Annotated in this window: 24 protein-coding genes; 13 read left to right on the top strand and 11 right to left on the bottom strand. The window is 42.9% G+C overall.

What is annotated here, in order from left to right:
- Positions 1–3 precede the first annotated feature (3 nt).
- A complete protein-coding gene (gene hrpB / locus GDK41_RS06810; protein ID WP_152085697.1) occupies positions 4–2,430 on the bottom strand; it encodes an ATP-dependent helicase HrpB in 2,427 nt (808 codons plus the stop codon).
- A gap of 318 nt (positions 2,431–2,748) precedes the next feature.
- Here hrpB and GDK41_RS06805 point away from each other — a divergent pair, with 318 nt between their 5' ends.
- Together GDK41_RS06805 and GDK41_RS06800 are read left to right on the top strand one after the other, a co-directional pair.
- Positions 2,749–4,092: an ABC transporter permease gene (locus GDK41_RS06805; protein ID WP_152085696.1), complete on the top strand. Its 1,344-nt coding sequence runs from the start codon at positions 2,749–2,751 to the stop codon at positions 4,090–4,092.
- A 9-nt stretch (positions 4,093–4,101) separates the two neighbouring features.
- Complete coding sequence (locus GDK41_RS06800) at positions 4,102–5,316, top strand: ABC transporter permease (protein ID WP_152085695.1); 1,215 nt, start codon at positions 4,102–4,104, stop codon at positions 5,314–5,316.
- A 52-nt stretch (positions 5,317–5,368) separates the two neighbouring features.
- On the opposite strand, the gene metH is transcribed toward GDK41_RS06800, so the two are convergent.
- The 3 genes from metH to GDK41_RS06785 are packed head-to-tail and all read right to left on the bottom strand — an operon-like array spanning position 5,369 to position 10,005.
- Complete coding sequence (gene metH / locus GDK41_RS06795; RefSeq protein WP_152085694.1) at positions 5,369–8,002, bottom strand: methionine synthase; 2,634 nt, start codon at positions 8,000–8,002, stop codon at positions 5,369–5,371.
- A 10-nt stretch (positions 8,003–8,012) separates the two neighbouring features.
- Entirely contained in the window at positions 8,013–9,068 is a 1,056-nt protein-coding gene (locus GDK41_RS06790; RefSeq protein ID WP_152085693.1) for a homocysteine S-methyltransferase family protein, read from the bottom strand.
- The gene (locus GDK41_RS06785) at positions 9,058–10,005 is read right to left on the bottom strand and encodes a homoserine O-succinyltransferase (protein ID WP_152085692.1); all 948 of its coding nucleotides are present in this window, start codon (positions 10,003–10,005) and stop codon (positions 9,058–9,060) included. The genes GDK41_RS06790 and GDK41_RS06785 overlap by 11 nt, the downstream gene beginning before the upstream one ends.
- Positions 10,006–10,161: 156 nt before the next feature.
- On the opposite strand from GDK41_RS06785, the gene GDK41_RS06780 reads away from it, so the two are divergent.
- Positions 10,162–10,482: a cupin domain-containing protein gene (locus GDK41_RS06780; RefSeq protein WP_152085691.1), complete on the top strand. Its 321-nt coding sequence runs from the start codon at positions 10,162–10,164 to the stop codon at positions 10,480–10,482.
- Between the two features lie 33 nt (positions 10,483–10,515).
- Here the strand turns inward: GDK41_RS06780 and GDK41_RS06775 are convergent, their stop codons facing one another.
- On the bottom strand, positions 10,516–10,908 hold the full coding sequence (locus GDK41_RS06775) for a hypothetical protein (RefSeq protein ID WP_152085690.1): 393 nt from the start codon (positions 10,906–10,908) through the stop codon (positions 10,516–10,518).
- A gap of 162 nt (positions 10,909–11,070) precedes the next feature.
- On the opposite strand from GDK41_RS06775, the gene GDK41_RS06770 reads away from it, so the two are divergent.
- Both GDK41_RS06770 and GDK41_RS06765 read left to right on the top strand, forming a co-directional pair.
- Positions 11,071–11,931, top strand: coding sequence for a hypothetical protein (locus GDK41_RS06770; protein ID WP_232056539.1), 861 nt, complete (start codon positions 11,071–11,073; stop codon positions 11,929–11,931).
- 342 nt (positions 11,932–12,273) lie between these two features.
- A complete protein-coding gene (locus GDK41_RS06765; protein ID WP_172971566.1) occupies positions 12,274–13,620 on the top strand; it encodes an amidohydrolase family protein in 1,347 nt (448 codons plus the stop codon).
- A gap of 83 nt (positions 13,621–13,703) precedes the next feature.
- On the opposite strand, the gene rluB is transcribed toward GDK41_RS06765, so the two are convergent.
- The 5 genes from rluB to rnm are packed head-to-tail and all read right to left on the bottom strand — an operon-like array spanning position 13,704 to position 17,486.
- Positions 13,704–14,567: a 23S rRNA pseudouridine(2605) synthase RluB gene (gene rluB, locus GDK41_RS06760; protein WP_152085688.1), complete on the bottom strand. Its 864-nt coding sequence runs from the start codon at positions 14,565–14,567 to the stop codon at positions 13,704–13,706.
- Positions 14,567–15,154 (bottom strand): SMC-Scp complex subunit ScpB, encoded by a 588-nt coding sequence (scpB, locus tag GDK41_RS06755; RefSeq protein WP_152085687.1) that lies wholly within the window; start codon positions 15,152–15,154, stop codon positions 14,567–14,569. Before scpB ends, rluB begins: the two co-directional genes overlap by 1 nt.
- Positions 15,155–15,204: 50 nt before the next feature.
- Complete coding sequence (locus GDK41_RS06750) at positions 15,205–16,011, bottom strand: segregation and condensation protein A (protein WP_442960197.1); 807 nt, start codon at positions 16,009–16,011, stop codon at positions 15,205–15,207.
- A gap of 3 nt (positions 16,012–16,014) precedes the next feature.
- A complete protein-coding gene (locus GDK41_RS06745; protein WP_152085685.1) occupies positions 16,015–16,635 on the bottom strand; it encodes an L-threonylcarbamoyladenylate synthase in 621 nt (206 codons plus the stop codon).
- Positions 16,632–17,486, bottom strand: a complete 855-nt coding sequence (gene rnm, locus GDK41_RS06740; RefSeq protein ID WP_152087536.1) for an RNase RNM — start codon at positions 17,484–17,486, stop codon at positions 16,632–16,634. The genes GDK41_RS06745 and rnm overlap by 4 nt, the downstream gene beginning before the upstream one ends.
- Positions 17,487–17,931: 445 nt before the next feature.
- Here rnm and GDK41_RS06735 point away from each other — a divergent pair, with 445 nt between their 5' ends.
- From GDK41_RS06735 to trpA, 6 genes are read left to right on the top strand one after another with little or no spacing between them, the layout of a single operon-like run.
- Positions 17,932–19,506, top strand: a complete 1,575-nt coding sequence (locus GDK41_RS06735; RefSeq protein WP_152085684.1) for an anthranilate synthase component 1 — start codon at positions 17,932–17,934, stop codon at positions 19,504–19,506.
- Positions 19,503–20,093 (top strand): aminodeoxychorismate/anthranilate synthase component II, encoded by a 591-nt coding sequence (locus GDK41_RS06730; protein WP_152085683.1) that lies wholly within the window; start codon positions 19,503–19,505, stop codon positions 20,091–20,093. The genes GDK41_RS06735 and GDK41_RS06730 overlap by 4 nt, the downstream gene beginning before the upstream one ends.
- A gap of 8 nt (positions 20,094–20,101) precedes the next feature.
- The gene (gene trpD, locus GDK41_RS06725; protein ID WP_152085682.1) at positions 20,102–21,109 is read left to right on the top strand and encodes an anthranilate phosphoribosyltransferase; all 1,008 of its coding nucleotides are present in this window, start codon (positions 20,102–20,104) and stop codon (positions 21,107–21,109) included.
- The gene (trpCF, locus tag GDK41_RS06720) at positions 21,102–22,469 is read left to right on the top strand and encodes a bifunctional indole-3-glycerol-phosphate synthase TrpC/phosphoribosylanthranilate isomerase TrpF (RefSeq protein ID WP_152085681.1); all 1,368 of its coding nucleotides are present in this window, start codon (positions 21,102–21,104) and stop codon (positions 22,467–22,469) included. The genes trpD and trpCF overlap by 8 nt, the downstream gene beginning before the upstream one ends.
- 7 nt (positions 22,470–22,476) lie before the next feature.
- Complete coding sequence (trpB, locus tag GDK41_RS06715) at positions 22,477–23,661, top strand: tryptophan synthase subunit beta (RefSeq protein ID WP_152087535.1); 1,185 nt, start codon at positions 22,477–22,479, stop codon at positions 23,659–23,661.
- Positions 23,661–24,467, top strand: a complete 807-nt coding sequence (gene trpA, locus GDK41_RS06710; RefSeq protein ID WP_152085680.1) for a tryptophan synthase subunit alpha — start codon at positions 23,661–23,663, stop codon at positions 24,465–24,467. Before trpB ends, trpA begins: the two co-directional genes overlap by 1 nt.
- A gap of 6 nt (positions 24,468–24,473) precedes the next feature.
- Here the strand turns inward: trpA and GDK41_RS06705 are convergent, their stop codons facing one another.
- A complete protein-coding gene (locus GDK41_RS06705) occupies positions 24,474–24,746 on the bottom strand; it encodes an HU family DNA-binding protein (protein ID WP_152085679.1) in 273 nt (90 codons plus the stop codon).
- Positions 24,747–24,901: 155 nt separating this feature from the next.
- On the opposite strand from GDK41_RS06705, the gene GDK41_RS06700 reads away from it, so the two are divergent.
- Positions 24,902–25,483: an inner membrane-spanning protein YciB gene (locus GDK41_RS06700; RefSeq protein WP_152085678.1), complete on the top strand. Its 582-nt coding sequence runs from the start codon at positions 24,902–24,904 to the stop codon at positions 25,481–25,483.
- A gap of 120 nt (positions 25,484–25,603) precedes the next feature.
- Entirely contained in the window at positions 25,604–26,245 is a 642-nt protein-coding gene (locus GDK41_RS06695; protein ID WP_152087534.1) for a CPBP family intramembrane glutamic endopeptidase, read from the top strand.
- Positions 26,246–26,252: the final 7 nt, after the last annotated feature.

The raw sequence follows: 26,252 nt of genomic DNA, 5'->3' as shown, positions 1-26,252 counted from the left end.
ACATTACATCCTGCTTTTTACTTTATTGGTTGCCTGCGCAACACTTGGGTCATCAGGCCAGAAATGTTTTGGGTAACGCCCTTTCATTTCTTTTTGTACTTCCTTGTAGCTGGTATGCCAAAAATTGGCCAAATCTTGTGTTAACTGCAGCGGCCTTTGCGCAGGAGATAGCAATTCCATTAACAATGGCAACTGTCCATCACAAAGCTTAGGTGTTTCGTTTAGCCCGTACACTTCTTGCATTTTTACCGACAGTTTAGCCGGGCCATCTAGTTGATAGTGCACTTTAATGTTAGAGCCGCTAGGCACTTTAATACGAACTGGCAAAATACACTCTAAACGCTGCTGTAGCTCCCAGCTCAACAATCCGCTAAGCGCGCCCGCTAAATCAAACTTTTTAAGTTCATCTAGCTGCCTAATACTATCTAAATATGGTGCTAGCCATGTCTCAAGACCAGCCACCAGTGCTGTTTCATCAAGCTGTTTAAATTCTTTTGGGTAAAAACGCTGTGCCAACGTCATACGGATCAGTAATTGTTCAAGCTGTTGATATTGATTAAAAAATGTCAAACCGTGTTTATACACTAAACTTAACCATGCCTGCGTGCGAGCTTGCACATCAAGTGGCTTATCACTGGGTTTTGCATCAATGATCAATGCACCAACCAATGTTCGGTCTTCATGAATGAAACGTGCTTTTTTTTCATCAAACTCGCAAATACTTTGCTGCTTAAATAAATGCGGAAGCACTTGTTGTATAAGTGGCAAATCTAGCTCAGTTGCACTGAATATACGTTGCCCTTTGTGACCGCCAAGTGTCGCAATCGCTAAAAAGTCGGTATCTAACCAGTAGCTTTCGTGGCTACTCACCCCAGCTCCATTGGCCAACACAAAGCCTTGCCCGCGACGTTTAGCCAATCTATCAGGAAAGGCCAAAGCAACCACTACACTTAAATACCCACAAGCAAGTTCATTTGGTTTACTTAATTTTAAGCGTTTTAGCCAAATATTTAATTGCTCCGAAAAAGCCTTTTGTGGTCGTTCAAACTGAGATTGCAGCGCAACTCTTAGCTCAGGAGAGCCCGTTGCTCTGCTTTCTAATGACGCGATAAAATAGCAAGCCAACGCACTTATGCCCGGTAGCTGTTGCTCAAGCTCACACGCTTTGATAAGCATATGAGCCAGCCTTGGCTCAGTACCAAACTGGTGTATTCGCCGGCCTAAATTCGTCAGTTTATTCTGCCCATCAAGTGCCTCTAGCATATGCAATAAAGAGCCCGCTTGAGTAATTGCGGCTGATGTCGGCTTGTCCAGAAGAGGCAACTGGTTGAGATCTGTGCCCCATACCTTTGCCTCTAGTACCAAAGGCGCAATGTCTGAACACAGAATTTCAGGGGTATCATGTTTATCACGCCGCTCAAACTGCGCATGAGAACCCAACCTATACACGACGCCTGACTCCACCCTACCTGCTCGACCAGCTCGTTGAATAGCGGACGAACGAGATATAGACAAGGTGCTAAGCTCGGTTACACCTGTTTTTAAATTAAAGCGTGCAGCTCTTCGTTTGCCACTATCAACTACAATACGAATGCCTTCGATAGTTAACGACGTTTCTGCGACGTTGGTGGTTAACACCACTTTACGCTTACCTGATGGCGCTGGTTTTATAGCAGCTTGTTGTGAGCTTTTATCTTGCTCACCGTATAAAAGCACAAGCTCTGTGTCTTCGCCCAATTTACCGGTTAGTTGCTGCTGAACGTATTTAATTTCCCGTTGACCGGGCAAAAATACTAAGGCACTGCCACTTTGCTGCTGAAGTGCCAAAAGTACCAGTGGCGGCAAAGCCTCTAACCACTTAGCTTCATCATTAAGCGGCTGATAAATCTCTTCTACTGGAAAGCTGCGCCCCTGTGATGAGACAATCGGGCATTGTAAAAATGACTGGTAGCGTTCGCTGTCCAACGTTGCAGACATCACCAATATACTTAAGTCTTCTCGAAACGCGGCTTGAGTCTCTAATGCAAAAGCCAGTGCAGTATCGGCCGCTAAAGAACGTTCATGAAACTCATCAAAAATAACTAAATCTACGCCACTTAGCTCTGGATCTGCTTGCAGCATACGCGTCAACACGCCTTCAGTAACAATTTCTAGGCGAGTTTGGCTCGACACACTCACTTCGTTCCGCATTCTTAAGCCAATACTTTGTCCCAAAGGCTCGTTTTGCTGAGCTGCTAAAAAATACGCAATATTGCGTGCAGCTAAACGACGAGGTTCGAGCATAATAATACGATTAAAGCGATTATCTCGAACTAGCTGTAAAGGTAACCATGTTGATTTGCCGGCTCCGGGCGGGGCTTGTAACAATACGGTATTATTATTTTCAAATTCAGACGTAAGCTGACCGTAGACTGCTTCTATGGGTAACACATTAAAACTCTGCTAAATGCTTTACGTCGATCCTATCATGTTACTAAAGAACACTTAACCAATCGCACTATTTTAAACACGCAAATTATTAATAAATTATTACCACTTTCATGCAAAGAGTGTTTTTAATAAATAAAACACACAATTAAATTAATTATTGGTTACTTTTTTGTAAAAATATAAGATAATTTAAATTTATGGCTCTTCCTACGTATGGATACAAATTCAAGGAGTTACACATGCTCAGCATTGTTGATAACAAGACGCTCACAACTATGCCAAATGACTTGGTTGGTTATTTAAGTTATGAGGTACTGAATGCCTAGGTACTATTTAAAACTCGCTTGGATCAGCTTGTGCGGCTCACCCATCTTAAGTATTTTAATGATACTTATCATTGCGATAGGTATTTCGACCTCAATGGTTGCTTATACTGTCACCAATAAAATTTCCAAACATCCAATTGAGCATAAAGCCGACACCATTGTACGTTTGTATTTGAGTAGCTGGAACCTAAACCAGCCCTATAAAGAGTATCAAGGAAAAGAAGAAGCACCTAACCGCGTTAGCTATCGCGACGCTGTCAATTTAACAAAAATTCACAAAGCCAGTAATTTAGTAAAGGCGCAAACGCTCGTAGCTGAACACAAGGCACTGACAAGAACCACGTCTCAATCAACTAGCCAAGCTAAAATGCGCTTTATGTATACCGTGAATAACGCATTTTTTTCTATGTTTGAGTCACCATTTTTGTATGGTGGGCCATGGAGCGATAAGGCCGATAACGCTGGTGAATTTAATATTGTTATTAGTAAACAACTCAATAACGAGCTATTCAACGGTCAAAACTCTGTGGGCAAACAGATCATTTTAGAAGATCATGTTTTCAATATTTCGGGCGTATTAGATGCATGGGCACCCGTGCCTAAATATTTCGGTTATTCAAGTTTTGCTTTTCAACGCCCTCACGACATCTACATCCCTTTTACGACCCGAGTTAATGCCGGCCTATACTCTAGGAGCGTATTTACCTACCAGTGCCCACAATACCCAGAAGAAGTAACATTTGAGCTCATTTTAAACTCTGAATGTCTGTGGAGCTCAATGTGGGTTGAGCTCACTAATAGCCAAGACCGTCAGGCATACCACGACTTAATCAACAACTACGGTGCACAACAAAAACAACTAGGTCGATTTCCTCGTGATCTACCCAGTTATACGCGAACAATTGAGCAATACCTTGTTGTAGAAGGAGTAATACCTGAACATACCAGTATTGCGCGTTGGATAGCTTTTGCTTTTTTAGTTGTTTGTTTGCTTAATTGTATGAGTTTGTTGATTAATAAATTCCACAATAAAAAAGGTGAAATTGGGCTTCGACGTGCAATTGGCGCGAACAAGCAAGATATTGCTTTTCAATTTGCATTCGAAACGGCTTTGCTAGGATTTTTAGGGGGAATTGCCGGCCTATTCCTTACATATGCTGGTCTCAGCGGAGCACAACATGCCTTTCACTTTTTGAACGACAGTATCATGCAAATAAGCGCGTATACCCTTGTGACAACTTTGCTACTTTCTACTGGTTTAACCTGCTTATTTGGTCTGTGGCCAATCTACAATGCAATGCATGTTCTACCATCTAGCCAACTCAAAAACTTGTAGGGAGATGAGATGAACGATTTAATGCCCATTTTAAAGTCACTTTTTAAGCGTAAATCAAGTGCACTACTTTTGATCCTTCAGATCTCTATTACCCTGACCATTTTAGTTAACACCGCTTATATACTGGCGCAAAAATATCAAAGAATTAACCAAGATAGTGGTTTAAACGAAACAGATACCTTTAGTTTTATCATGAACTTACAAGGTGATGCTGACGAACTCACCCATTTGTTGACGCAAGATTTAATGGCCATCAGGTCGCTACAAAGTGTGCAAAGTGCCGCTCATGTTTCAAACATTCCTTATTCATCATGGGGAGGGACGACTTCTTTGGGGTTACTCGAACAACAAGGTGAAACCTGGCTAAGACCCCCATTTTATTTTGCAGACAAACATTTAATAGATACTTGGGATATAAAGCTCGTTGCTGGCAGATGGTTCAATGAAAATGAAATCTTTTATTACCGAAAAACCACAAACAGTAATCAACAACAGCAGTTTTTGATCATATCAAAAGCGCTAGCGCAAAAGCTTTATCCTGCAAACTGGCGTCATGCTATCGGCAAGCAAATTTACGTCAATTCAGACATACACTCAATCGTGGGGATTGCCAAAAAAATACCCAGTGCTTGGAGTTGGTGGAAAAATCATGATTTTGGTGTGATTAGTAACGCCAATCATTTAACTTATGACCCCAAAATAGCCGTAAAAGCAATGCCGGGTATGCGCGAGCAAGCCATGCAAGATGTCAAAGAGTTACTTTTGCAAACTCCAGGCAGATGGGTTGATAGGTTCGAATCTTTCGAGTCTATCAGGCAAAGGAGCCATCAAAGTGATTCAGCAATTTCATACACGTTGATCATTATCATCTCAATTATCACTATCGCTGTTGCGCTTGGTATTTACGCACAGGTGCGCTTTTCAATTGTCACGCGGCGCAAACAAATTGGAACCCGGCGTGCTTTGGGAGCAAGCAGATCTCAGATCCTGAGGTACTTTATGTTAGAGAGCTTGATCATCACCAGTGTTGGTATATTGGTAGGGGTTGTTTTGTCTGTCATCCTCAATGCATATTTAGTTGATGCCATGTCACTGAGCGCCGTACCTTTTAACTATTTATTGGCTGGAGCCTTAGGTATGTTGGTTATCGGTCAGTGCGCAACGGTGCACCCTATTATCCAAGCTGGCAGAGTATCACCCGCTATTGTGACTAGAGGGGTTTAACCTATCAGTAAAGCGCGCTTGGTTTATGATACCAAGCGCTATTACTTATCTTTTATGAAGGTTCATAGCCTAGGTTTGGCGATAACCAGCGCTCAGCTTCAGCTAAAGTCATATTAGTACGCTTTGCATAGTCTTCTACTTGGTCTTTTTGAATGGCCGCAACTGCATAGTATTTAGACTGTGGATGCGAGAAATACCAGCCTGACACTGCCGCGCCTGGCCACATGGCGTATGAGCTGGTGAGCTTCATACCAATACGTTGCTCAGTACTAAGCAGCTGCCAGATTTTTTTCTTCTCGGTATGTTCAGGGCATGCAGGATAACCCGGTGCTGGACGGATCCCCTGATAATTTTCGCGGATCAACTCATCATTACTTAAGTTTTCGTCAGCCGCATAACCCCAATATTGCTTGCGCACTTGCTCGTGCAAATACTCTGCAAACGCTTCTGCAAGCCTATCTGCCACTGCCTTGACCATAATCTTGTTGTAGTCGTCTTGTTTAGCGTCATAAGCATCCGCTAAATCATCCTCCTCAAGCCCGCCAGTAACCGCAAACGCACCGAAATAATCAGCAACCCCTTTTGGTGCGATATAATCTGCTAGACAGTAATTAGGGAAGTCTGTTTTTTCTGTTTGCTGGCGCAAATGACAAGACAATGCCAACACCTCTGAACGACTTTCATCGCTATAAATTTCGATGTCATCACCCACTCTGTTAGCTGGGAACAGCCCTATTACACCTAAAGGCTGAAGCGCCCCTGACGCTTCAAACTCGTCCAGCATCTCATTGGCATCTGCAAATAAGCTTTGTGCTTGCTCACCGACTATTTCATCATTGAGAATACGAGGATATTTACCGGCCAATGACCAAGTCATGAAAAATGGTGTCCAGTCAATGTATTGGCGTAGCGTTTTAATACTAACGTCAGTAAACTCGGTCACCCCAAGCTTTTTAGGTACAGGCGGCGTGTAGTTATCCCAATCTAGCTTAATGGCGTTATCTCTGGCTCGTTGCAAAGTTACCGGTTTTGAACGAGGTTTTTTACGCGCTTGCTGCTCGCGCACTTTTTCATATTCACTTTTAGTTTTAGCTAAAAAGTCACTCTTTTGTGTCTTACTCAATAAGTTAGACACTACACCAACCGCACGACTGGCGTTGTTTACATACACCACCCCTTTGTCATACTGCGGTTCAATTTTAACTGCTGTATGGGCTTTTGAGGTTGTCGCACCACCAATCAAAAGTGGCAACTCAAACCCTCTACGAGTCATTTCTTTTGCAACATGTACCATTTCATCTAATGAAGGCGTGATCAGTCCTGATAACCCGATAACATCAGCTTTTTCATCAATAGCAGTTTGCAGAATTTTCTCTGCTGGCACCATTACTCCCAAGTCGATCACTTCATAGTTATTACACTGTAAAACCACGCCAACGATATTTTTACCAATATCGTGTACATCGCCCTTAACCGTCGCCATGACGATTTTACCATTGGTATCACCTTCTTGCTTTTCAGCTTCGATATACGGGTCAAGGTACGCAACGGCACGTTTCATTACACGTGCGGATTTAACCACCTGAGGCAAAAACATTTTGCCAGCGCCAAACAAGTCACCGACCACGTTCATACCATCCATCAGTGGTCCTTCGATCACTTCGATGGGCTTATTCATTCCCGCACGGCATTCTTCCGTGTCTTCATCAATAAACTCGGTGATACCTTTTACTAACGCATGCTCTAAACGTTTTGCGACCGGCCAGCTGCGCCATTCTAAATCTTCTACCTTTGCAGCCTGTGCCATGCCTGAATATTTTGGTGCAAGCTCAACTAAACGCTCGCCTGCTTGTGCGTCTTTGTTGAGTATCACATCTTCTACGGCGTCTCTAAGCTCCTGGGGAATATCATCATAAACGGCCAGTTGTCCAGCATTGACAATCCCCATGTCCATACCAGCTTGAATTGCATGGTACAAAAACACTGAATGGATAGCTTCACGTACTGGGTTGTTCCCTCTAAATGAAAAAGATACGTTTGATACACCACCTGAAACTTTACAATGAGGCAATTGTGCCTTGATACGACGCGTGCCTTCAATAAACTCAACCGCGTAGTTGTCGTGCTCTTCAATCCCGGTTGCCACCGCAAAAATATTAGGGTCAAAAATAATATCCTCTGGTGGAAAGCCAATTTGATCTACCAGAATACGATAAGAGCGCTCGCATATCTCAAATTTACGATCAGCGGTTTCTGCTTGCCCTTCCTCATCAAACGCCATTACCACAGCCGCAGCACCAAAGCGTTTAATTATCTTTGCCTGATGTATAAATGGCGCCTCCCCTTCTTTCAAAGAGATAGAGTTGACAATCGCCTTACCTTGAATGCACTTTAAGCCAGCCTCGATCACTTCCCACTTTGATGAGTCAACCATAATAGGCACGCGAGAGATATCAGGCTCTGAAGCAATCAAGTTTAAAAACTTCACCATGGCCGCTTTTGAGTCTAACATGGCTTCATCCATGTTAATGTCTATGACTTGCGCTCCGTTCTCTACTTGCTCGCGCGCAACATCCAAGGCTTTTTCGTATTCTTCTTCTAAAATGAGCCGTTTAAAACGCGCAGAGCCGGTAACGTTAGTACGCTCACCAACGTTGGTAAATATAGCGGTAGATTGTTGCGTCATAAGATACTTCCTAATTCAAATTACAGGCTTCAAGGCCTGCCAAGCGCATGCGAACTTCAAGCTCAGGTAGTTGGCGAGGTGCAACACCTTCAAGCCCCTGAGCAAATGCGCTGATATGTTCAGGCGTGGTGCCACAGCAGCCACCCACAATATTGATCAGCCCTTCTTTGCCCCAGTCTATAATTTCTTTGGCCATTTCTGGCGCTTCTAAATCATACTCACCAAATTCATTCGGTAAGCCTGCATTAGGATGCACTGAAGTGAAAGTTTCACATACTCTAGATAACTCAACCACATATTGACGAAGTAAATCTGGGCCTAGCGCACAATTTAAGCCTATTGAAAGCGGCTTAATATGACGAATTGAGTTGTAAAATGCTTCAGTCGTTTGACCCGATAAAGTGCGCCCAGAGGCGTCTGTGATAGTCCCAGAGATCATTACAGGCAACGTCACCCCCGCTTGCTCAAATGCTTCTTCTACCGCAAATGAGGCTGCTTTAGCGTTAAGCGTGTCAAATATTGTCTCTATTAAAATCAGATCTGAGCCACCTTCAATTAATGCCAATGTTGACTCAACATACGCTTTAACTAGCTGATCAAAAGTTACGTTTCTATATCCTGGGTCATTTACATCAGGCGAGATAGAGCAAGTTTTAGAAGTTGGCCCCAACACACCTGCCACATAACGCGGTTTTGCTGGGTTTTGCGCCGTATATTCGTCACATAGCTTACGCGCAAGCTGCGCCGAAGCAACATTAATCTCTTTGCTCAGGCTTGCCATGTCATAGTCTTCCATGGAGATAGTAGTAGAGTTAAAGGTATTGGTTTCAATAATATCCGCACCCGCATCCAAAAAGTCACGATGTATTTGTTCAATCACCTCTGGTTTGGTAATACTCAACAAATCGTTATTGCCTTTAACTAATACGTGCCAGTCTTTAAACCTTTCACCTCGATAGTCTTGCTCTTCTAACTTGTGTTTTTGGATCATCGTGCCCATAGCACCATCCAAAATTAAAATTCGTTGCTTTAATGCCTCTGTTAAGGCGGCGCGTTTATTCGGCATAATTGTTAGTCCTTACATCTTGGCTAACGAGGTTAATATCGTATGGTGTAGTTTGGTAAACATAGTAGTTTAGCCAGTTGGAGAATAACAAAAAGGCATGGCTTTGCCACGTTTTTGCAGGCTTTTGAGATGCATCGTCATTCGGAAAATAGTTATACGGCTTAGGGGCATCATCGCTTTTGGTAATGTCACGTTGATATTCTTTAAGTAATGTATCTGCATCATATTCTGGGTGGCCGGTGATATACACTTGACTGCCGGAAACATTCTTTATCAAATATGCACCAACTTCATCTGAGCCTGCCAATATCACTAGTTCTTTACTTTGAGCGATCTGCTGAGGGTCTATATGACCGTAGCGAGAATGAGGCACTAAAAACTCATCATCAAACCCGCGCGTTAGTGCGCCGTGCTCGAAGTAGCATTGATGCTTAAACACACCACATAACTTATCTTTTTTGAGCTCGCGTTTTAAGCCGTGATGATGATATAGCCCTGCATGCGCAGCCCAACAAGAAAACAGAGTTGAAGTAACGTGGTGCTCTGCCCAATCAAAAAACTCTTGTAATTCTTGCCAGTAAATTACGTCATCATATTCAAGGTGTGCCAAAGGCGCACCTGTGATGATCAATGCATCGTAGTTTTGATCTTTTACGTCAGAAAAATAACGATAAAACATATCCAGATGCTGCTCAGAATTATCGGAGCTGCGATGGGTATCTAAACGCAATAAATCAACGTTAACCTGAAGCGGAGAGTTTGCCAACAAACGGATAAATTGCACCTCAGTCTCAACCTTATTTGGCATCAGGTTCAATATAGCCAAACGCATTGGACGGATCTCTTGGGTTTTTGCGCGACTTTTTGGCATAACAAACACATTTTCTTGGCGCAGACGCACAATTGCTGGCAATTCATCTTTTACTGTAATTGGCATACTTCACTCCCTAGTTAGGTTTAGCTGACATTATGAATGGAATCTTAAAAATATCAACCTCTAGATGTTTAGACGTCCAAATTATTTATAACGCTGTATGCAAAGTTCAACGCATACACAGTAACATCTACTTGAGTGCACTGAAGGTATATAAAAATGACAAGCAACCTCTTTGAAAAACTTCCTGATGACAAAACGAAAGAGCATTTTGAAGACTTAATAACGGCTAACAATGTTCGAATTGAAAGGATCGTTTCTTATGGTCAAAAATCCAGTGAGGATTTTTGGTATGACCAAAGTGAGCATGAGTGGGTGATCGTGTTAGCTGGCAACGGCACCGTTGAATTTAACAATGGGCAGAAATATACGCTTGAGCAAGGCGACCACCTTACTATTCCCGCCCACACGAAACATCGCGTAAGCCATACGTCCACTGAGCAAGCAACCATTTGGCTTGCAGTGTTTTATAGTGACTAACTGAGTTGAAAAGTACTAGCAGCAAACAATAAATCAAACTTGGGCCTCTAAAAACGCCATAGCAGATCGTTCTTTGCTATCTAGATCACCGTCAGCTTCTATCACTTCTTGTGCAATTTTTAGCGCTAATTCACGCATCGGTTGATCGACAATATACTTCATTCGATGTTTTATAAATGCTTCAATGTCATCGGTTTTTACTGCATGAATACATTTACCAATCATATCTGCAATGTAGTTATCCATACTGACCGCCGAATTCCAACTTAACGTGCCTGCCCATTCCTTCACGACATTTAATTCTGAGTCACAAACACTGCCGTCAACCGCAACAAATAACAATGCTAAATCCAACAGAGACTCTTTTTGTAACTGCTCAACGCAAATACCACTGTCAAAGTGGTCAAGCAACTGCTCAAATTTCATAGTTCCATACTCCTTGAATACGATAATCGATGTACTGACTAACTTGTAGCCATCGTCCACTACTACCATATTAGACAAATACTAAAATGTCACATTAAAAACTCTCATCATCTAACGTTCCGCTACACTTAACGGTGTTGGCTCAATGATGTTGGTAAACTTATGCGATTGGTATTCATATTGTTATTTATTTTGTTCAGCAAAAGTTTGCTCTCACATGAGGTATCAGTAACTATTGAGGAAGACATATACGGTTATGCCCAAACCATACTTGGTGAACAAACTGTTCACAATATAGACAATTTTAAGCATCCCTTGTGTCAAAGAGATGTTGTTGAGTTTGTCATCATTCAAAAAGCAATTAAGCTCGGAGGGCTTCAGTTAAATTTTAAGTTTAGCCTTGGTAACTATGACGCCAGAAATATCAGGCTATTATTAGATGGTTTACTTCTCGTTAGTTTTGATACCCTCTGGTATCAAGAGCTGAATAAGCATACTAATAAATTGTACATTTCAGATCCGATTATCCGCAAAGGTGAGTATGTTGCGGGCATTTATACCTCCGCTAACAACATTAAAACGTTAAATAACAAAATTGGCGAAGATTTATCAAGTGTGTCTATCGTGTCTAGCAGTGCATGGCATACAGACTGGCAAACACTCAAAGCGTTAAAGCCAAAGTCACTCGAAGACGAATCAGATTGGATTGTTATGGCAAAAATGGTCAGCCGAGGCTGGGTCGATGCCATGCTGGTGTCGTTTAATAACAAAAGCCCTTTTCAATACACTGGTGATGGCTACCACATTCAAGCATTCGAGGGTGTAAAAGTTCCATTGCAGGACAGCCGTCACTTTGCCGTTTCTCGCTCTCACCCATTAGCAGAAGAAACTTTTAAGGCGCTACAAATTGGTATCAAACAACTAAGAGAGCAAGGATTTATTGAGCGTGCATACCGCCAGTGTGGTTTTTTTAACGATACAGTAAAAGAGTGGCGCCCGATTTTGCCACAAAATGTACCTTAATTATTCCCTATAATTATTTATCACAGCTTGAAAACTTTACATGACTAGACTGATAGATGTTTGCATCTTACTAACAATAACCGCTAGATTTGGTTTTCGTGTATAAATAACGCTATGAATATACTTATGATATTCCTCATACTGATTTCCAAGTAATCATTGTGAAAATCGCTACAAATCTATATGCTGCTGTTTGAAAGTTAGGCATACAACCAATACACGCTGCGCATTATAAGTAGCTACATCAAACTAAAAACAGCTCAGCCTTGACGATAGTGAGGTGGGTTTAGAACAATTATAACAACACCTGTTTTAACGTGAATGGATTTCTGGAGTTTCTGCATGTTTTCGCGAATAAATACAAAATTTTTAGCTGTCATCATTTTTACGACACTTCTACTTGGCTGCGTATCTACGGAGCAAAAAACCAAACAAAATAAATACTCTCAACAAGATACCGCCTATGTGAACGGCCAGTTTTTTAATCCAAGCCTAGGCTTTGAGAACAAAACGGTTATTACAAGAGACGGTATTGTTATCGCTAATGTTGATGCTTTGTCGGATAACTTTCCAGGTAAAGTCATTGACTTACAAGGTAAGTGGGGGATCCCGGGGCTCATAGATATGCATACCCATTCATTTGGTAACTTTATTCCAAATGCTAAAAACGATGCTCCCGGAACTCAAGGTGTTTCACAAAGAGTATTAAAAGCTGGCGTTACAGGGTTAGTTGACTTATTTGGGGATGAAACTGCACTTATTGATGTAAGAACTCGACAACGCAACGCCGAGTTTGTTGGTGCCGATATCTATGCTAGCCTCACTTGCTTTACGGCTCCTAAAGGACATTGCTCAGAGTATGGCATTACCACAAGAACGGTCAGCACTGTTGAACAAGCACAAAAGCAGATGGTGGAACTGGCAAAGCAAAAGCCAGATGTTATTAAAATTGTTTATCAACCAAGCGACGACCAACCTTCAATTTCCAAGGCCGTGTTTGCGCAGTTAGTTCAAGATTCTAAAAAGCTGGGCATAAAATCCATTGCACATATTAAAACTTGGCAAGATATTAGAGATGCGGCTGAAGTCGGCGTTTCAGCAGTTACTCACGTGCCAAGAGGCGAAATACCACAAGACATTGCAGGTTTAATGGCAAATTTTGACGTTGCAATTATACCTACCTTGACCGTTCACAGCGATTTTGTGAACTATTTATTTGACCCTTCGGTACTTGACGCTCCGCTACTAACAGAGCTTGTGCCTGACACTTTAATTTCTGCCTATCGCTCCAATGAGCTAGTTGCTAAATACCAAGACCGCGAGACGAGTTTCCAACAAAGAAATGAGGTTACGTTTGGCGCGATTAAAACTATGAGTGAGGCTGGCGTTAAAATCTTGGTTGGCACCGATGCCGGAAATTGGAATACCATTCAAGGGTACTCTGTGCACAGAGAAATGAAACTTTTGACCGATGCGGGTATATCCCCACTGCAAGCGATTGCATCAGCAACCACCCATTCAGCAGACTTTTTAGGTATCAAAAGTGGCTTTAATGAAGGGGATCATGCCAATTTTGTTATCTTAAATGCATCCCCTGTTGAAGACATTTTAAATACTCAACAGATAGCGCTGGTAGTAAAAAATGGCAACATAGTAGTGCAAAATGATTTGAGCCTGAGCAAACTATAATACTCAATGAACAAGCTGGCAGACTAGTCCGTATATAGCTAAAAAACCCGCACTAAGCGGGTTTTGTTATGCAGTCAGTTTGACTATGTACGTTTTTTCGGCTTTTGCACACGTTGATTGTGCTTTTTAACCGCTTTTCGAATTTGATTTATTTTCGCACGCTTATCTTTGCGCTTTTCAGGGATCACAGATAACTTAGTTTGCGTTTCGTTGCGTAGCTTCACTGACTTACGCAAATAGTTAACATCTTCTAAGTTAAGTTCTTCCCAACCACCTTGTGGCAGACGTTTGTTTAACTCTAACTTACCATAACGAATACGAATTAGGCGCGATACTTCAACATCTTGTGATTGCCACAAACGACGCACTTCGCGGTTACGCCCTTCGGTCAGTGTAACGTTGAACCACTTGTTAATACCTTCACCGCCCATCGGTTTAATCTTCAAAAACTTGGCAGGGCCATCATCCAATTCAACGCCTTTCGTTAAGTTTTTCAGTGTTTCGTTGGTTACATCCCCAAATACACGGGCTGAATATTCACGTTCAACCTCATATTTTGGGTGCATTAAGCGGTTAGCTAATTCACCATCATTGGTAAACAACAATAAACCTGATGTGTTGATATCAAGACGACCTATGGCTATCCAGCGGTCGCCATCAATACGTGGTAGCCTATCAAACACCGTACGACGCCCTTCTGGGTCTTTACGCGTGCACAACTCCCCTTCAGGCTTGTGATACATGATCACACGGCAAATTCTGTCTTCTTGTTGCTCAATTTTTACGATGTGGCCGTCAACGCGTATGACCGCGTTCTCTTCAACTCTATCACCCAGCCTTGCCACTTTACCGTCAACACTTACACGGTTTGCTTCAATGTATTTTTCCATTTCACGGCGTGAACCCACACCGGCTCTGGCTAATACTTTTTGTAACTTTTCACTCATTAAGATGGTTCTCTCACAGAAGGATCGTTCAGCATCTGATCTATTTTTACACTGTGTTGCTCTGGTAATTTAGGCAACATATTTAGACCAGATAAAGAAAAATAATCTAAAAATTGTTTTGTGGTTGCGTATAATGCAGGCTTCCCCGGCACTTCTTTGTAGCCGACGACTTTTATCCACTCTCGCTCTTGTAAACTCTTCATGATATTAGAGCTTACCGTTACACCTCTCACCTGCTCAATCTCACCTCGAGTAATGGGCTGACGATAGGCTATTAGTGCGAGCGTCTCTAATGTTGCTCGCGAATATTTGGGTGCTTTTTCTTGAAATAGGTTGCTAAGCCAAGGACTTAAACTCGCACAGGCCTGAAACCTAAACCCTGTGGCAACTTCTACAAGCCGAATGCCACGTGTTTGATAATGTTCAAAAATGCTGTTGAGGGCTTTATCGACCCGTACATTTGATACAGCGATATCTTGCAACACTGTTTCTTTTAAGCGCTTTTTTGACAACGGTTTATCGGCAACAAAAATTGCCGCTTCTATTAGCTCAACAAGTTGTTCATCGCTAATTCGACGTGTTGCCATACTCTTGCTGCCTCATCAACACACAAACGACTATTATGACAGAGGTTGCGCTACTGTTGTAGCTGCAAGCTCAAATAAATTTCACTATCTGGCGCAACTTGCAAGCAGGTGATCAATTGCTCTTTTATGAGTTCTAGCATTGCAATAAAGGTAACAACTACACCACTGCGCCCTTCTGCAACGTTAAATAGCTTATTAAACGCACACGGCCCAGTATGCTCAGATAAATACTGAAGGATCTGGCTCATTCGCTCTCGAGTCGATAACGTTTCAGCACTGATGTGATGATGCTCGAAGGTTTTAGCTCTTGCCATCACTTCACCAAGCGCCAATACCAACTCTTTAAGATCGATATCAGGAAATAACACATCCGGCTCTGCTGCTTCATCTAATAAGGCGTGTGCGGTGAAAATATCACGACCAACACGAGGGATCACATCTAGGTTTTCTGCGGCGAGCTTGAACTGTTCATACTCTTGTAAACGCCTTACAAGCTCGGCTCTAGGATCTTCTTCTTCCTCAAGCTCTTCATGGACTGGCAATAACATACGAGATTTTATTTGTGCCAACAGTGCTGCCATCACCAAGTACTCGCCAGCCAACTCCAATTGTAGGTCTTTCATCAATTCTACATAGGCAACGTACTGCTCGGTAATGCTTAATATAGGTAGCTGTAAAATGTCGAGTTTGTGACGCTTGATAAGATATAAAAGCAAATCCAATGGACCTTCAAAGGTCTCAAGTATTACTTCCAGCGCATCAGGCGGAATGTAGAGATCCTCAGGCTTATCAACTACCGCCTCGCCATTTAAAAAGGCCAGTGGTAGTTTTTGCTGCACAGGTGCGTCATTCACCACTTGTTACTCAAACACAGACGTATCACCACAGCCAACACGCAAGATTTCAATATCGTCCTCTGATAAATCAATCACGGTTGTTGCTTGTTCGATTAAATAACCACCGTGAATAATTAAGTCTACTTGCTTTTCAATTCGCATACGAATTTCGTCTGGGTCCGACTCTGTAAACTGTTCGCCTGGCAAAATAAGAGAACAAGACATCATTGGCTCACCAAGCTCAGCAAGTAATGCCGATGCGATTGGGTGGTCAGTTACACGCATGCCAATGGTTTTTTTCTTATCATTAAGCAGACGTTTTGGCACCTCTTTAGTGCCTTTAAAAATAAAGGTGTAAGGACCAGGCGTATTGTTTTTTATCAAACGAAACATTTGGTTGTCGACTCGTGCATAAGTCGCCAGCTCCGATAGATCTCGACACATTAAAGTAAAATTATGATGTTTTTCAATACCACGGATACGCTCGATACGCTCTTTTGCTTGTTTATTACCAATGGCACAGCCTATGGCATAACCTGAGTCGGTAGGATAAACCACAACGCCACCTTGCTGGATAATTTCTGCTGCTTGCTTGATGAGCCTAGCCTGTGGGTTTTCTGGATGAATATGAAAAAATTGGCTCACTGTAAACGCTCCTCGTCCGGTTGCCAAAATTGCCAAACACCTTGGCAATCTTTTGGTAAGTATAGGTTTTTTCCGAGCTCTAACCAAGGCATTGGGTAATGAAAGTCAGAACCTTGGCTGGCTAACAGACTATATTCTTGACTTAATTGCCCCAAAAACTGTCGTTCACTAGGCGCTTGTTGAGGCTGAGCAACTTCCATTGCCTGACCACCAACGAGCTTAAACTCGCCAAGTAGTTTACGTAACCACTTGTTCGACATTTGATAACGAGCGGGATGTGCTAACACGCTCACTCCACCGGCTGATTTTATTGCTGCAATGGCCGTTTCCATATCACACCACTGGCTTGGTACGTAACCGGTTTTATTGCGCGCTAAAAACTTTTTAAACACACCTTGCACATTATTTGCCACCCCCCGCTCCACGAGCGCTGCAGCAAAGTGTGCACGCGTGATCTCTGCACTGCCAGCAAGTTCTTTAGCACGGTCATAAATGCCCTCATAGCCTCTTTTTGCTAAGCGGTTACCTATTTCTAGCGCACGTGCCTCACGCTTGGCCTGCTGAGAGTGCAAAAGTGCAGTCAGTTTTGGATCTGAAATGTCGACTGATAATCCAACAATATGAATTTCAAAACTTTGCCATTTAGTCGAGATCTCAACTCCAGAGATCAGCTCTAAGTCAAGCGCATGTTCCTTTATGTATTCTCTTGCAGGCTCTACAGCAGCGACTGTATCGTGATCGGTGATTGCCAGTACATCAACGCCTTTTTCTGTTGCGCGCTCTAAAAGCTCTGCCACGCTTAAACGACCATCAGAAAAAGTGGTATGACTGTGTAAGTCGTATTTTATCAAACTTGCCCTTTGTAACTTCATTGCTTTGTATTAGGCTTGCCAGTATATCATCGTATGATGCTATGACCCGTGACTATTTTTTGCTTTTTGTTTAAGTTTTATTAGCAAAAGGGTTGACAGAGCATGAAATAGTAAGGTTTACTGTACCCACTAAAGACATCTAAACGTATAAAACCATGAATACAACAATGAATAACAAAAACAACATTTGGTGGTGGCACTCGTAATTGCGGGTGATTCGTTGTGTCTTAACGAAATTTCAAACCCGCTTATTAAAGCGGGTTTTTTTATATCTAAATTTTAGGAAAAAACAATGTTCAACAATGTATCTACAACTTCTTGGTGGTGGTGCCTGGCTTAGCGGGACGGCATTGTTGTAACTAATTAACAACCCCGCTAAGCCTAAACAGCTTGTGGGGTTTTTTATTTTATAGGGGAATGAGGTTTGATTTTTAGTCACATAACAACCACACCAGGTGAAGTGACCAGCATAAGGCAACGACGTGATTACATAAGTAGTCCCTTGTCGTTATATGCGGCGCTGGAAAAAAACAACTCGCTATTGTTGGAGTCTGCTGAAATTGACTCTAAAGATAATGTAAAAAGCATTATTTTAGCCGACGCAGCGCTACGTATTGAATGTGCAGGTAAAGATGTTACCGTTAAAGCACTATCTAATAATGGCCAGCAGCTGCTTAGCTTTTTACAATCTCAAGTAAAGAGCTGTCACACAACACTTGAGGAAGATACATTAACGCTCACTTATCAAGGCATTGATGAAGAGCTTGATGAGTTTAGTAAACTTAAAGCAGATAATGCGTTTAGCGCACTGCGTACGTGCATTAATAGTATCAAGCGTAACTCAGACACTCCTTTTTCCGTCTTTTTAGGTGGCGTGTTTGCTTATGACATGGTGGCTAACTTTGAACGCTTAGAAGAGGTGCCTAATGGCGACAACAGTTGCCCAGACTATGTATTTTATCTCGCTGAAACTTTAGTGCTAATTGACCACCAAGCACAAACCACAGAGCTTATTGGCAACGTATTTAACGGCCCAGATGTACATGCAAATTGCTTTGAAGTGGGCAAACAATTGGAGCAACTGAATACGCGCTGCGATAGTCTAACGCCCTATTTAGCTGCCCCCAACTCAGGCAATGCTGCTGTAAACGTTAATATCGATGACGAGACTTTTTGTGAACAAGTTTCAATGCTAAAGCAAAACATTATAGATGGCGATATTTTCCAAGTTGTACCTTCACGCACTTTCTCACTACCATGCGCGCAGCCTCTTGCCGCTTATCAACAACTAAAACAACAAAACCCAAGCCCATATATGTTTTACATGCAGGACCAAGACTTTGTGCTGTTTGGCGCGTCACCTGAATCTGCATTGAAATACTGTACTGATAGCAATCAAGTAGAAATTTATCCCATTGCAGGTACTCGTCCACGCGGAAAATTTGCCGATGGCAAAATAAACCCAGATCTGGATAGCCGCATTGAACTAGAGCTTAGAAACGACCAAAAAGAACGTGCTGAACACCTTATGCTAGTCGACCTTGCTCGCAATGATATCGCGCGTATAAGCGTTGCCGGTACACGCCATGCTAAAGAGTTATTGAAAGTTGACCGCTATTCGCAAGTGATGCATTTAGTCTCGCGCGTTGTAGGCCAATTAAAACCTGATTTAGATGCCCTGCACGCTTACCAAGCTTGTATGAATATGGGTACCTTAGTCGGCGCACCTAAAGTAAAAGCAGCTCAGCTTGTGCGCCAAGTAGAAAAACAACGACGCGGCAGCTATGGCGGAGCGGTCGGCTACCTTACCGGCGATGGCGCAATGGACTCTTGCATCGTTATTCGCTCAGCGTTTGTTAAAGATGGAACAGCGTATGTGCAAGCCGGTGCGGGCGTAGTGTATGACTCCGTACCACAGGCTGAAGCCGATGAAACACGTGCAAAAGCACAAGCTGTAATTAAAGCGGTGCAATCTACTTATCAAGGAGCCAAGAGATGACACCTAAAACAAAAGTCTACTTTTTAGATAATTTTGACTCCTTTAGCTACAACTTGGTTGATGAGTTAACACTATTAGGTCTGGATATGGTGGTTTATCGTAACCACCTCAGTGCACGGCGCATTTTTGACAAAATGTTACAAGAGCAGCAAACGGTTGTTTTAGTGCTCTCTCCAGGGCCAGGTAACCCAGCTCAAGCAGGCTGCTTATTGGAGCTTATTGAGCTGTGCAAAGGTAAGTTTCCAATGCTTGGGATCTGCCTAGGCCAACAAGCGCTCACCCAAAGCTACGGCGGCACAATTGGTCACGCAGGAGAAACCGTTCATGGTAAAGCATCTATTATTGAGATTGACGAGCATCCGGTGTTTGCAGGACTAGGTGAACAAATGCCCGTTGCACGTTACCACTCTTTAATGGCGACCAAGGTTCCTAAGTCTCTCAAAGTTATTGCTCGATACCAAGATATACCAATGGCAATCTATCATCACGAAGACCGAGTATTGGGCTACCAATTTCACCCTGAATCAATTTTAACCCCAGATGGTGCGCAACTATTGCAGCAAAGCATCAACTATTTAACGCGTTAGGAGTTACCATGGACAGTATCAATGCTTTACTCGCACAGCAGTCTCTCGATTTTGCACAAAGCAGTGCCCTATTTAACGACATTATGCTAGGGCAACTTAACGACATTGAGCTAACAGCAGTGCTGGTAGCCTTGAAAATAAAAGGTGAAACGGCGCAAGAGATTGCCGGAGCTGCCAATGCCATGCGCAGCAACGCACAGCCTTTTGATACGCAAGGTCTGCGCTGTGTAGATAGCTGTGGCACCGGGGGCGATGGTGCTAATACCATCAATGTGAGTACCACAGCAGCGATTGTCGGTGCCGCATGTGGTCTAAATGTGGTCAAGCACGGTAATCGCAGTGTATCGAGTAAATCGGGCTCAGCGGATTTACTTAAAGCACTGGGCATCAACCTAAATATGAGCGGCGATGCTGCCAGCCGATGTTTAGCTCAAACTGGTTTTACATTTTTATTTGCACCTAACTATCACCAAGGTACAAAACATGCCATGCCAGTTAGAACCACTTTAAAAACACGCACGATTTTTAATATTCTTGGCCCACTTGCAAACCCTGCTGCACCTCAGACACAACTGCTTGGCGTATATGATCCGCAGCTTTGCACGCCTCTGGCTGAAACCTTAAAAGCGCTAGGTACTGAACGTGCAATGGTGGTGCATGGTGCAGGAACCGACGAAATTGCCTTACATGGTGAAACCTTAGTGACTGAGCTTAACCACGGCGAGCTGACACACTACACGCTCAACGCGCAAGACTTTGGTCTTGAAAACTATTCGCTTGCCGACATAGCCGGAGATACGCCAGAGTATAATGCTCAAGCCAGTATCAATATTTTAAAAGGCCAAGGCAATGCGGCTCACAACGCTGCAATAGCAGCAAATGTTGCCGCATTACTGGTAATGGAACAAAAAGCAGATAACTTTAAAGCTGCCACGCAGCACGTACTTGAACTGCTTAGTTCGGGCATTGCGTATGAAAAACTAGCACAGATCGTAGAGGTAAGTAATCATGGCTAATGTGCTCGACAAAATTGTCGCTGATAAACAAATAGAGCTGCAACAACGCAAAGCAAGCATGCCACTGGCATCGTTCATAGATAAAGTGCAGCCAACAACCCGTGACTTTTATGGGGCATTGGCAAAACCGGGCACGCAATTTATTTTAGAGTGTAAAAAGGCCTCTCCATCTAAAGGGTTGATCAGAGCCCATTTTGATCTTGATGAGATCAGCAGTGTTTACAAGCGCTATGCCAGCTGTATCAGTGTGCTAACTGACGAAAAGTATTTTCAAGGAAGCTATGACTACTTAAGCTATGTGCGGAAAAAAGTTGAACAACCGCTGATCTGTAAAGACTTTTTTATCGATGAATACCAAGTTTACTTGGCTCGCCTAAACGGTGGTGATGCGATTTTACTTATGCTTTCGGTCCTTGATGATCAGCAATACATTGCTTTAGCAAGCATTGCAAAGTCGTTAAATATGGCCGTGTTAACGGAAGTAAGTAATGAGCCTGAAGTTGCACGCGCCCTTAAACTAAACGCGCAAATTATTGGTATTAATAACCGTAACCTCAGAGATTTAAGTACCGACTTGGCCACAACCGAGCGACTTCGCACGTTAATTCCCAATGATAAAGTTGTGATTTCAGAGTCTGGCATTTATACCCATCAAGATGTAAAACGACTCGCGCCGTTATGCAGTGGCTTTTTAGTAGGCAGCTCACTAATGGCAGAGCAAAACCTAGACGCAGCTTGTCGTAAGCTCATTTTGGGTGAAAACAAAGTATGCGGGCTAACTCGCTGCCAAGATGCACAAGCGGCTTATCAAGCTGGTGCACTCTATGGAGGCTTAATTTTTTACCCTAAGTCGCAGCGTTACGTTGATTTAGACTGTGCCAAAGCCATTATAGATAGCGCACCACTTAGCTATGTGGGCGTATTTGTTAACGCCGAAGAAGAGTTAGTAGCTGAATATGCGCAAACGCTAAAACTCAGTGCCGTACAATTACACGGCCAAGAAAGTGAAGCTTACATTGCCAGTTTAAGAAATCAATTGCCCGTTAACTGTCAGATCTGGAAGGCACAAGGCGTCACCGATGCTCTGCCCCAGCCAGTAAAAGGGGTTGATAAACACCTATACGACACCAAAAACGACGCAGGCTTCGGTGGCACAGGTCAGTCATTCGATTGGCAGTTATTGTCTGAGCAAGCAGCCAATAGCTTTATGCTTGCAGGCGGACTTAACCCAGATAACGTAACGGCGGCCGCGCAAATGGGTGCACAAGGGTTAGATTTAAATTCAGGGGTTGAACTTAGCCCCGGTAAAAAGTGTCATGACAAAATTCAGCACGCTTTTACAAACATTAGAAATTATTGAGGTGGAAATGAACAACGCAGCATATTTTGGTGACTTTGGGGGCATGTTTGTTCCTGAGTTACTGGTCCCTGCGCTCAAGCAGCTTGAGCAAGAGTTTAACAAAGCACAAAAAGACCCAGAGTTTTTAGGGGAGTTTCAAAAACTACTAAACGAATACGCAGGTCGTCCAACGCCTTTAACCTTAACGCGTAACTTAGTAAAAAACCCCAAGGTAAAACTCTACCTAAAACGTGAAGACTTGCTGCACGGTGGTGCACACAAAACTAACCAAGTACTAGGACAAGCGTTACTCACTAAACGCATGGGCAAAAACGAAGTCATTGCAGAGACCGGTGCTGGTCAGCACGGTGTTGCCACAGCATTAGCATGCGCTTTATTGGGTTTAAAGTGTCGTGTTTATATGGGTGCAAAAGACGTTGAACGCCAACAACCCAATGTGTTTAGAATGCGTTTGATGGGCGCTGAGGTGATCCCTGTTACAGCGGGTTCTGGCACACTAAAAGATGCGGTAAACGAGGCAATGCGCGACTGGTCTGCAAATTACAAAACAGCCCACTATCTGCTGGGCACTGCCGCTGGCCCCCACCCATTCCCAACGGTTGTCCGTGAATTCCAAAAAATGATTGGCGAAGAAGCAAAACAGCAAGTATTAGAAGCTGAAGGTCGTCTACCCGATGTGGTTATGGCCTGTGTGGGTGGCGGTTCAAACGCCATTGGTATGTTCAGCGATTTCATAGATGAACCAAGCGTTAAGCTTGTTGGCATTGAGCCCGCGGGTAAAGGCTTGGATACGCAAGAGCATGGCGCAGCACTTTGTAAAGGTAGCAAAGGTATATTGCACGGCGCTTACACCTACATAATGCAAAATAGCGACGGACAAATTGAAGAGTCATACTCTGTCTCTGCAGGTCTAGATTATCCTGCCGTTGGCCCACAACATGCTTTCTTGCATGAAAGTGGTCGCGCGCAATATGTTGCTATCACAGATACAGAAGCTTTAAACGCGTTTCAATCTTTAGCAAAAAATGAAGGTATTATTCCTGCGCTTGAATCTAGCCATGCCCTAGCTTATGCGCTCAAATATGCTGAGCAACAAAGTGACGAAACCATTATTGTGGTCAACCTAAGTGGGCGTGGCGACAAGGACTTAACCCATGTACATCAAGTTTTAAACGAGCGAGGAGAGCTTTAATGAGCCGCTATGCCCAAACATTTAATGCCTTGGCTGAGCAACAACAAGGCGCGTTTGTACCATTTGTTACCATTGGCGACCCAAATAAAGAGTTAAGCTTAGAGATCATAAAAAGCTTGATTGATGGTGGCGCAGATGCGCTGGAGCTAGGTATTCCGTTTTCCGATCCCATTGCCGATGGCCCTGTTATCCAAGCTGCCAACATTCGAGCACTTGAGCAGCATATCAATACACAAGACTGCTTTAATATCATTAAGCAAGTACGCCAGTACAATAATGACATTCCTATCGGCTTATTGCTGTACTCTAACCTTGTTTTTGCCAAAGGCATCGATGCATTTTATCAACAAGCAAAAGAGGTTGGTGTAGACTCTATTTTGGTTGCTGATGTCCCATTACATGAGTCAAAACTGTTTCGTCGCGCCGCGCAAAACGTAGCGATTGAACCTATTTTTATCGCAACGCCTAATGCCAGTGATGACACATTGAGAGAGTGTGCAAGCTATGGCCGTGGCTACACCTACCTCCTCTCACGAGCTGGGGTAACAGGCACAGAAACAACCGCTCAAATGCCTGCAGATTCAATGATCACTAAACTTAAAGAGTATCATGCAGCACCTACATTACTGGGCTTTGGGATATCCACTGCAGAACATGTGAAAGCCGCATTAGACTCTGGAGCAGCTGGGGCTATCAGTGGCTCTGCCGTGGTAAAAATTATTGAGCAGAACTTGGACAACCCAAATTCAATGCTCAAAGAGCTCGAACAGTTTGTTCGCACAATGAAAGCAGCAACACTGCGCTAATTGTACTTACGCTAAGGCGTTTTTGAGCGCCTTAGCGGCTTTAAACTGCACTTTATTTGCCCCTTCAATTAAAATCGTCTCTCCTGTTTTAGGGTTGCGCCCTGCTTTAGCTGGGTGATAACTCAAAGCAAAAGTGCCTAGCCCAGAGATTGGCATGTGGTCCCCTTCAGATAAACGCTTTTTGATAACCGCTAACAATGCGTTTAACGCGGCTTGTGACTCTTTTTTAGTTAGTGCACTGTGTGATGACATGGCCGTTATCAATTCAGATTTGTTCATACTTCTCTCATTCTGGATTGCTTAATAATGCAGCAAACTTAGCTACATAAACATAAAAGCCGCTGAGGCTAGGGGCTTAGCTGCATAATGTCAATATTGAACTTCATGCAGGTTCTTGGTACAACCGAGCTATTCTAACTTACTCGGTGCGCTTAATGGCCACATTGCTTGAATACCTTCCACTGATCTTATTTTTTGCCGTCTACAAATTTGTCGATATTTATTGGGCTACAGGCATTTTAATCGCGTCTTCAGCTATCCAGCTTGTATATCATTTCTTTCACAATGGTAAAATTGCCAAGAGACACTGGGTCTTCTTTGCCATCGCTCTCGTTTTAGGTGGAATGACAATTTTATTCCAAGATGAACACTTTATTATGTTCAAAGCCACTGTGATATATGCATTATTGTCACTGTCTTTAATTGTCTCTCGTTACTTTTATAAAAAGAATCTGGTAGAAGCCGCATTGCTAGGCCTACTTAAATCAGTCAATGAAAAGGAGCAAGGTAAAGGCGCGGAATTCAACTTCTCGATACCTAAATCGGTATGTGAGCAGCTCAACATTATGTGGACAGCTTTATTGGCGTTTATTGCTGTACTCAACCTATACGTTGCATACAACTTTTCGTTAGATACATGGGTAAACTTTAAGGTGTTTGGCTTGATGGGGATAACATTTACAGCGATTTTAGCAACCATGGCGAGAATTTATAAATATCTACCCAATGATGATTAACGCAAAAATCATAAAATCGTTAATAAATTCACCTACGCACCATACTGTCTAAATAATGTCACTTTTAAGGGCATTTTTGCTGCTATAGTTTTTTTAAACGAAGCAGCAAAGAGTATGCCCTTGAACGCGAGTCAATACCGCTGGTGTGAACTGATCTTAATCTTTTTTTGTTTGCCAACCTTGGCATATATTTTTCGTGATCATCTCTCAAATTGGCTGTTCCCAGCATTAATAACCTTGATGATCATTTGCAGCTTTCTGCTACTGAGTGACCCTCATTTTAAACGCTTTCGGCTCACGAGTTTAGGCCAGTTTTCTACCATTAAACGTCGTCTATTCACCACTTTTTTAGCAGGAGCGTTGTTCTCAGCGATGTTATATGGGCTATTTAACCAAGAAAACTGGTTTGCTCTGCCCCTTAATTCAACCACGCAGTGGCTGTACTTACTCATCGCCTACCCCATACTCTCTGTATTGCCTCAAGAGCTTATTTTTAGAAGTTATTTTTTTCACCGTTACAAACGCATCCTGCCTAAAAAAAGTGTGCGGATTGTTCTTAGTGCCGCTGTATTCGCCTTGGCACATTGCGTTTACGATAACTGGGTAGCAATTGCATTGTCATTTGCCGGGGGCTTACTTTTTTCTTATACCTATGCTCACAGCCGCTCTTTAATGGTGTGTGTACTTGAGCACAGTTTATGGGGGCTATGGATATTTACATTAGGGTTGGGGGAGTATTTAGATTCAGGTATGACTTTTTAGCAAAACG

The sequence above is a fragment of the Pseudoalteromonas sp. A25 genome, from assembly GCF_009176705.1.
Taxonomy (GTDB): Bacteria; Pseudomonadota; Gammaproteobacteria; order Enterobacterales; family Alteromonadaceae; genus Pseudoalteromonas.
Note: the sequence above shows the minus strand (reverse complement) of the source record. Positions and strands in the feature narration are given on the sequence as shown.

Excerpts from the sequence above, each read along its gene's own strand:
- GDK41_RS06775 (WP_152085690.1), bottom strand. The coding sequence starts at position 10,908 with ATGAAATTTGAGCAGTTGCTTGACCACTTTGACAGTGGTATTTGCGTT.
- GDK41_RS06780 (WP_152085691.1), top strand. The coding sequence starts at position 10,162 with ATGACAAGCAACCTCTTTGAAAAACTTCCTGATGACAAAACGAAAGAG.
- GDK41_RS06770 (WP_232056539.1), top strand. The coding sequence starts at position 11,071 with ATGCGATTGGTATTCATATTGTTATTTATTTTGTTCAGCAAAAGTTTG.
- GDK41_RS06700 (WP_152085678.1), top strand. The coding sequence starts at position 24,902 with ATGGCCACATTGCTTGAATACCTTCCACTGATCTTATTTTTTGCCGTC.
- rluB (WP_152085688.1), bottom strand. The coding sequence starts at position 14,567 with ATGAGTGAAAAGTTACAAAAAGTATTAGCCAGAGCCGGTGTGGGTTCA.
- GDK41_RS06765 (WP_172971566.1), top strand. The coding sequence starts at position 12,274 with ATGTTTTCGCGAATAAATACAAAATTTTTAGCTGTCATCATTTTTACG.
- metH (WP_152085694.1), bottom strand. The coding sequence starts at position 8,002 with ATGACGCAACAATCTACCGCTATATTTACCAACGTTGGTGAGCGTACT.
- GDK41_RS06705 (WP_152085679.1), bottom strand. The coding sequence starts at position 24,746 with ATGAACAAATCTGAATTGATAACGGCCATGTCATCACACAGTGCACTA.
- GDK41_RS06805 (WP_152085696.1), top strand. The coding sequence starts at position 2,749 with ATGCCTAGGTACTATTTAAAACTCGCTTGGATCAGCTTGTGCGGCTCA.
- GDK41_RS06790 (WP_152085693.1), bottom strand. The coding sequence starts at position 9,068 with ATGCCGAATAAACGCGCCGCCTTAACAGAGGCATTAAAGCAACGAATT.
- GDK41_RS06785 (WP_152085692.1), bottom strand. The coding sequence starts at position 10,005 with ATGCCAATTACAGTAAAAGATGAATTGCCAGCAATTGTGCGTCTGCGC.
- trpA (WP_152085680.1), top strand. The coding sequence starts at position 23,661 with ATGAGCCGCTATGCCCAAACATTTAATGCCTTGGCTGAGCAACAACAA.
- trpD (WP_152085682.1), top strand. The coding sequence starts at position 20,102 with ATGGACAGTATCAATGCTTTACTCGCACAGCAGTCTCTCGATTTTGCA.
- GDK41_RS06730 (WP_152085683.1), top strand. The coding sequence starts at position 19,503 with ATGACACCTAAAACAAAAGTCTACTTTTTAGATAATTTTGACTCCTTT.
- trpCF (WP_152085681.1), top strand. The coding sequence starts at position 21,102 with ATGGCTAATGTGCTCGACAAAATTGTCGCTGATAAACAAATAGAGCTG.
- GDK41_RS06800 (WP_152085695.1), top strand. The coding sequence starts at position 4,102 with ATGAACGATTTAATGCCCATTTTAAAGTCACTTTTTAAGCGTAAATCA.
- trpB (WP_152087535.1), top strand. The coding sequence starts at position 22,477 with ATGAACAACGCAGCATATTTTGGTGACTTTGGGGGCATGTTTGTTCCT.
- scpB (WP_152085687.1), bottom strand. The coding sequence starts at position 15,154 with ATGGCAACACGTCGAATTAGCGATGAACAACTTGTTGAGCTAATAGAA.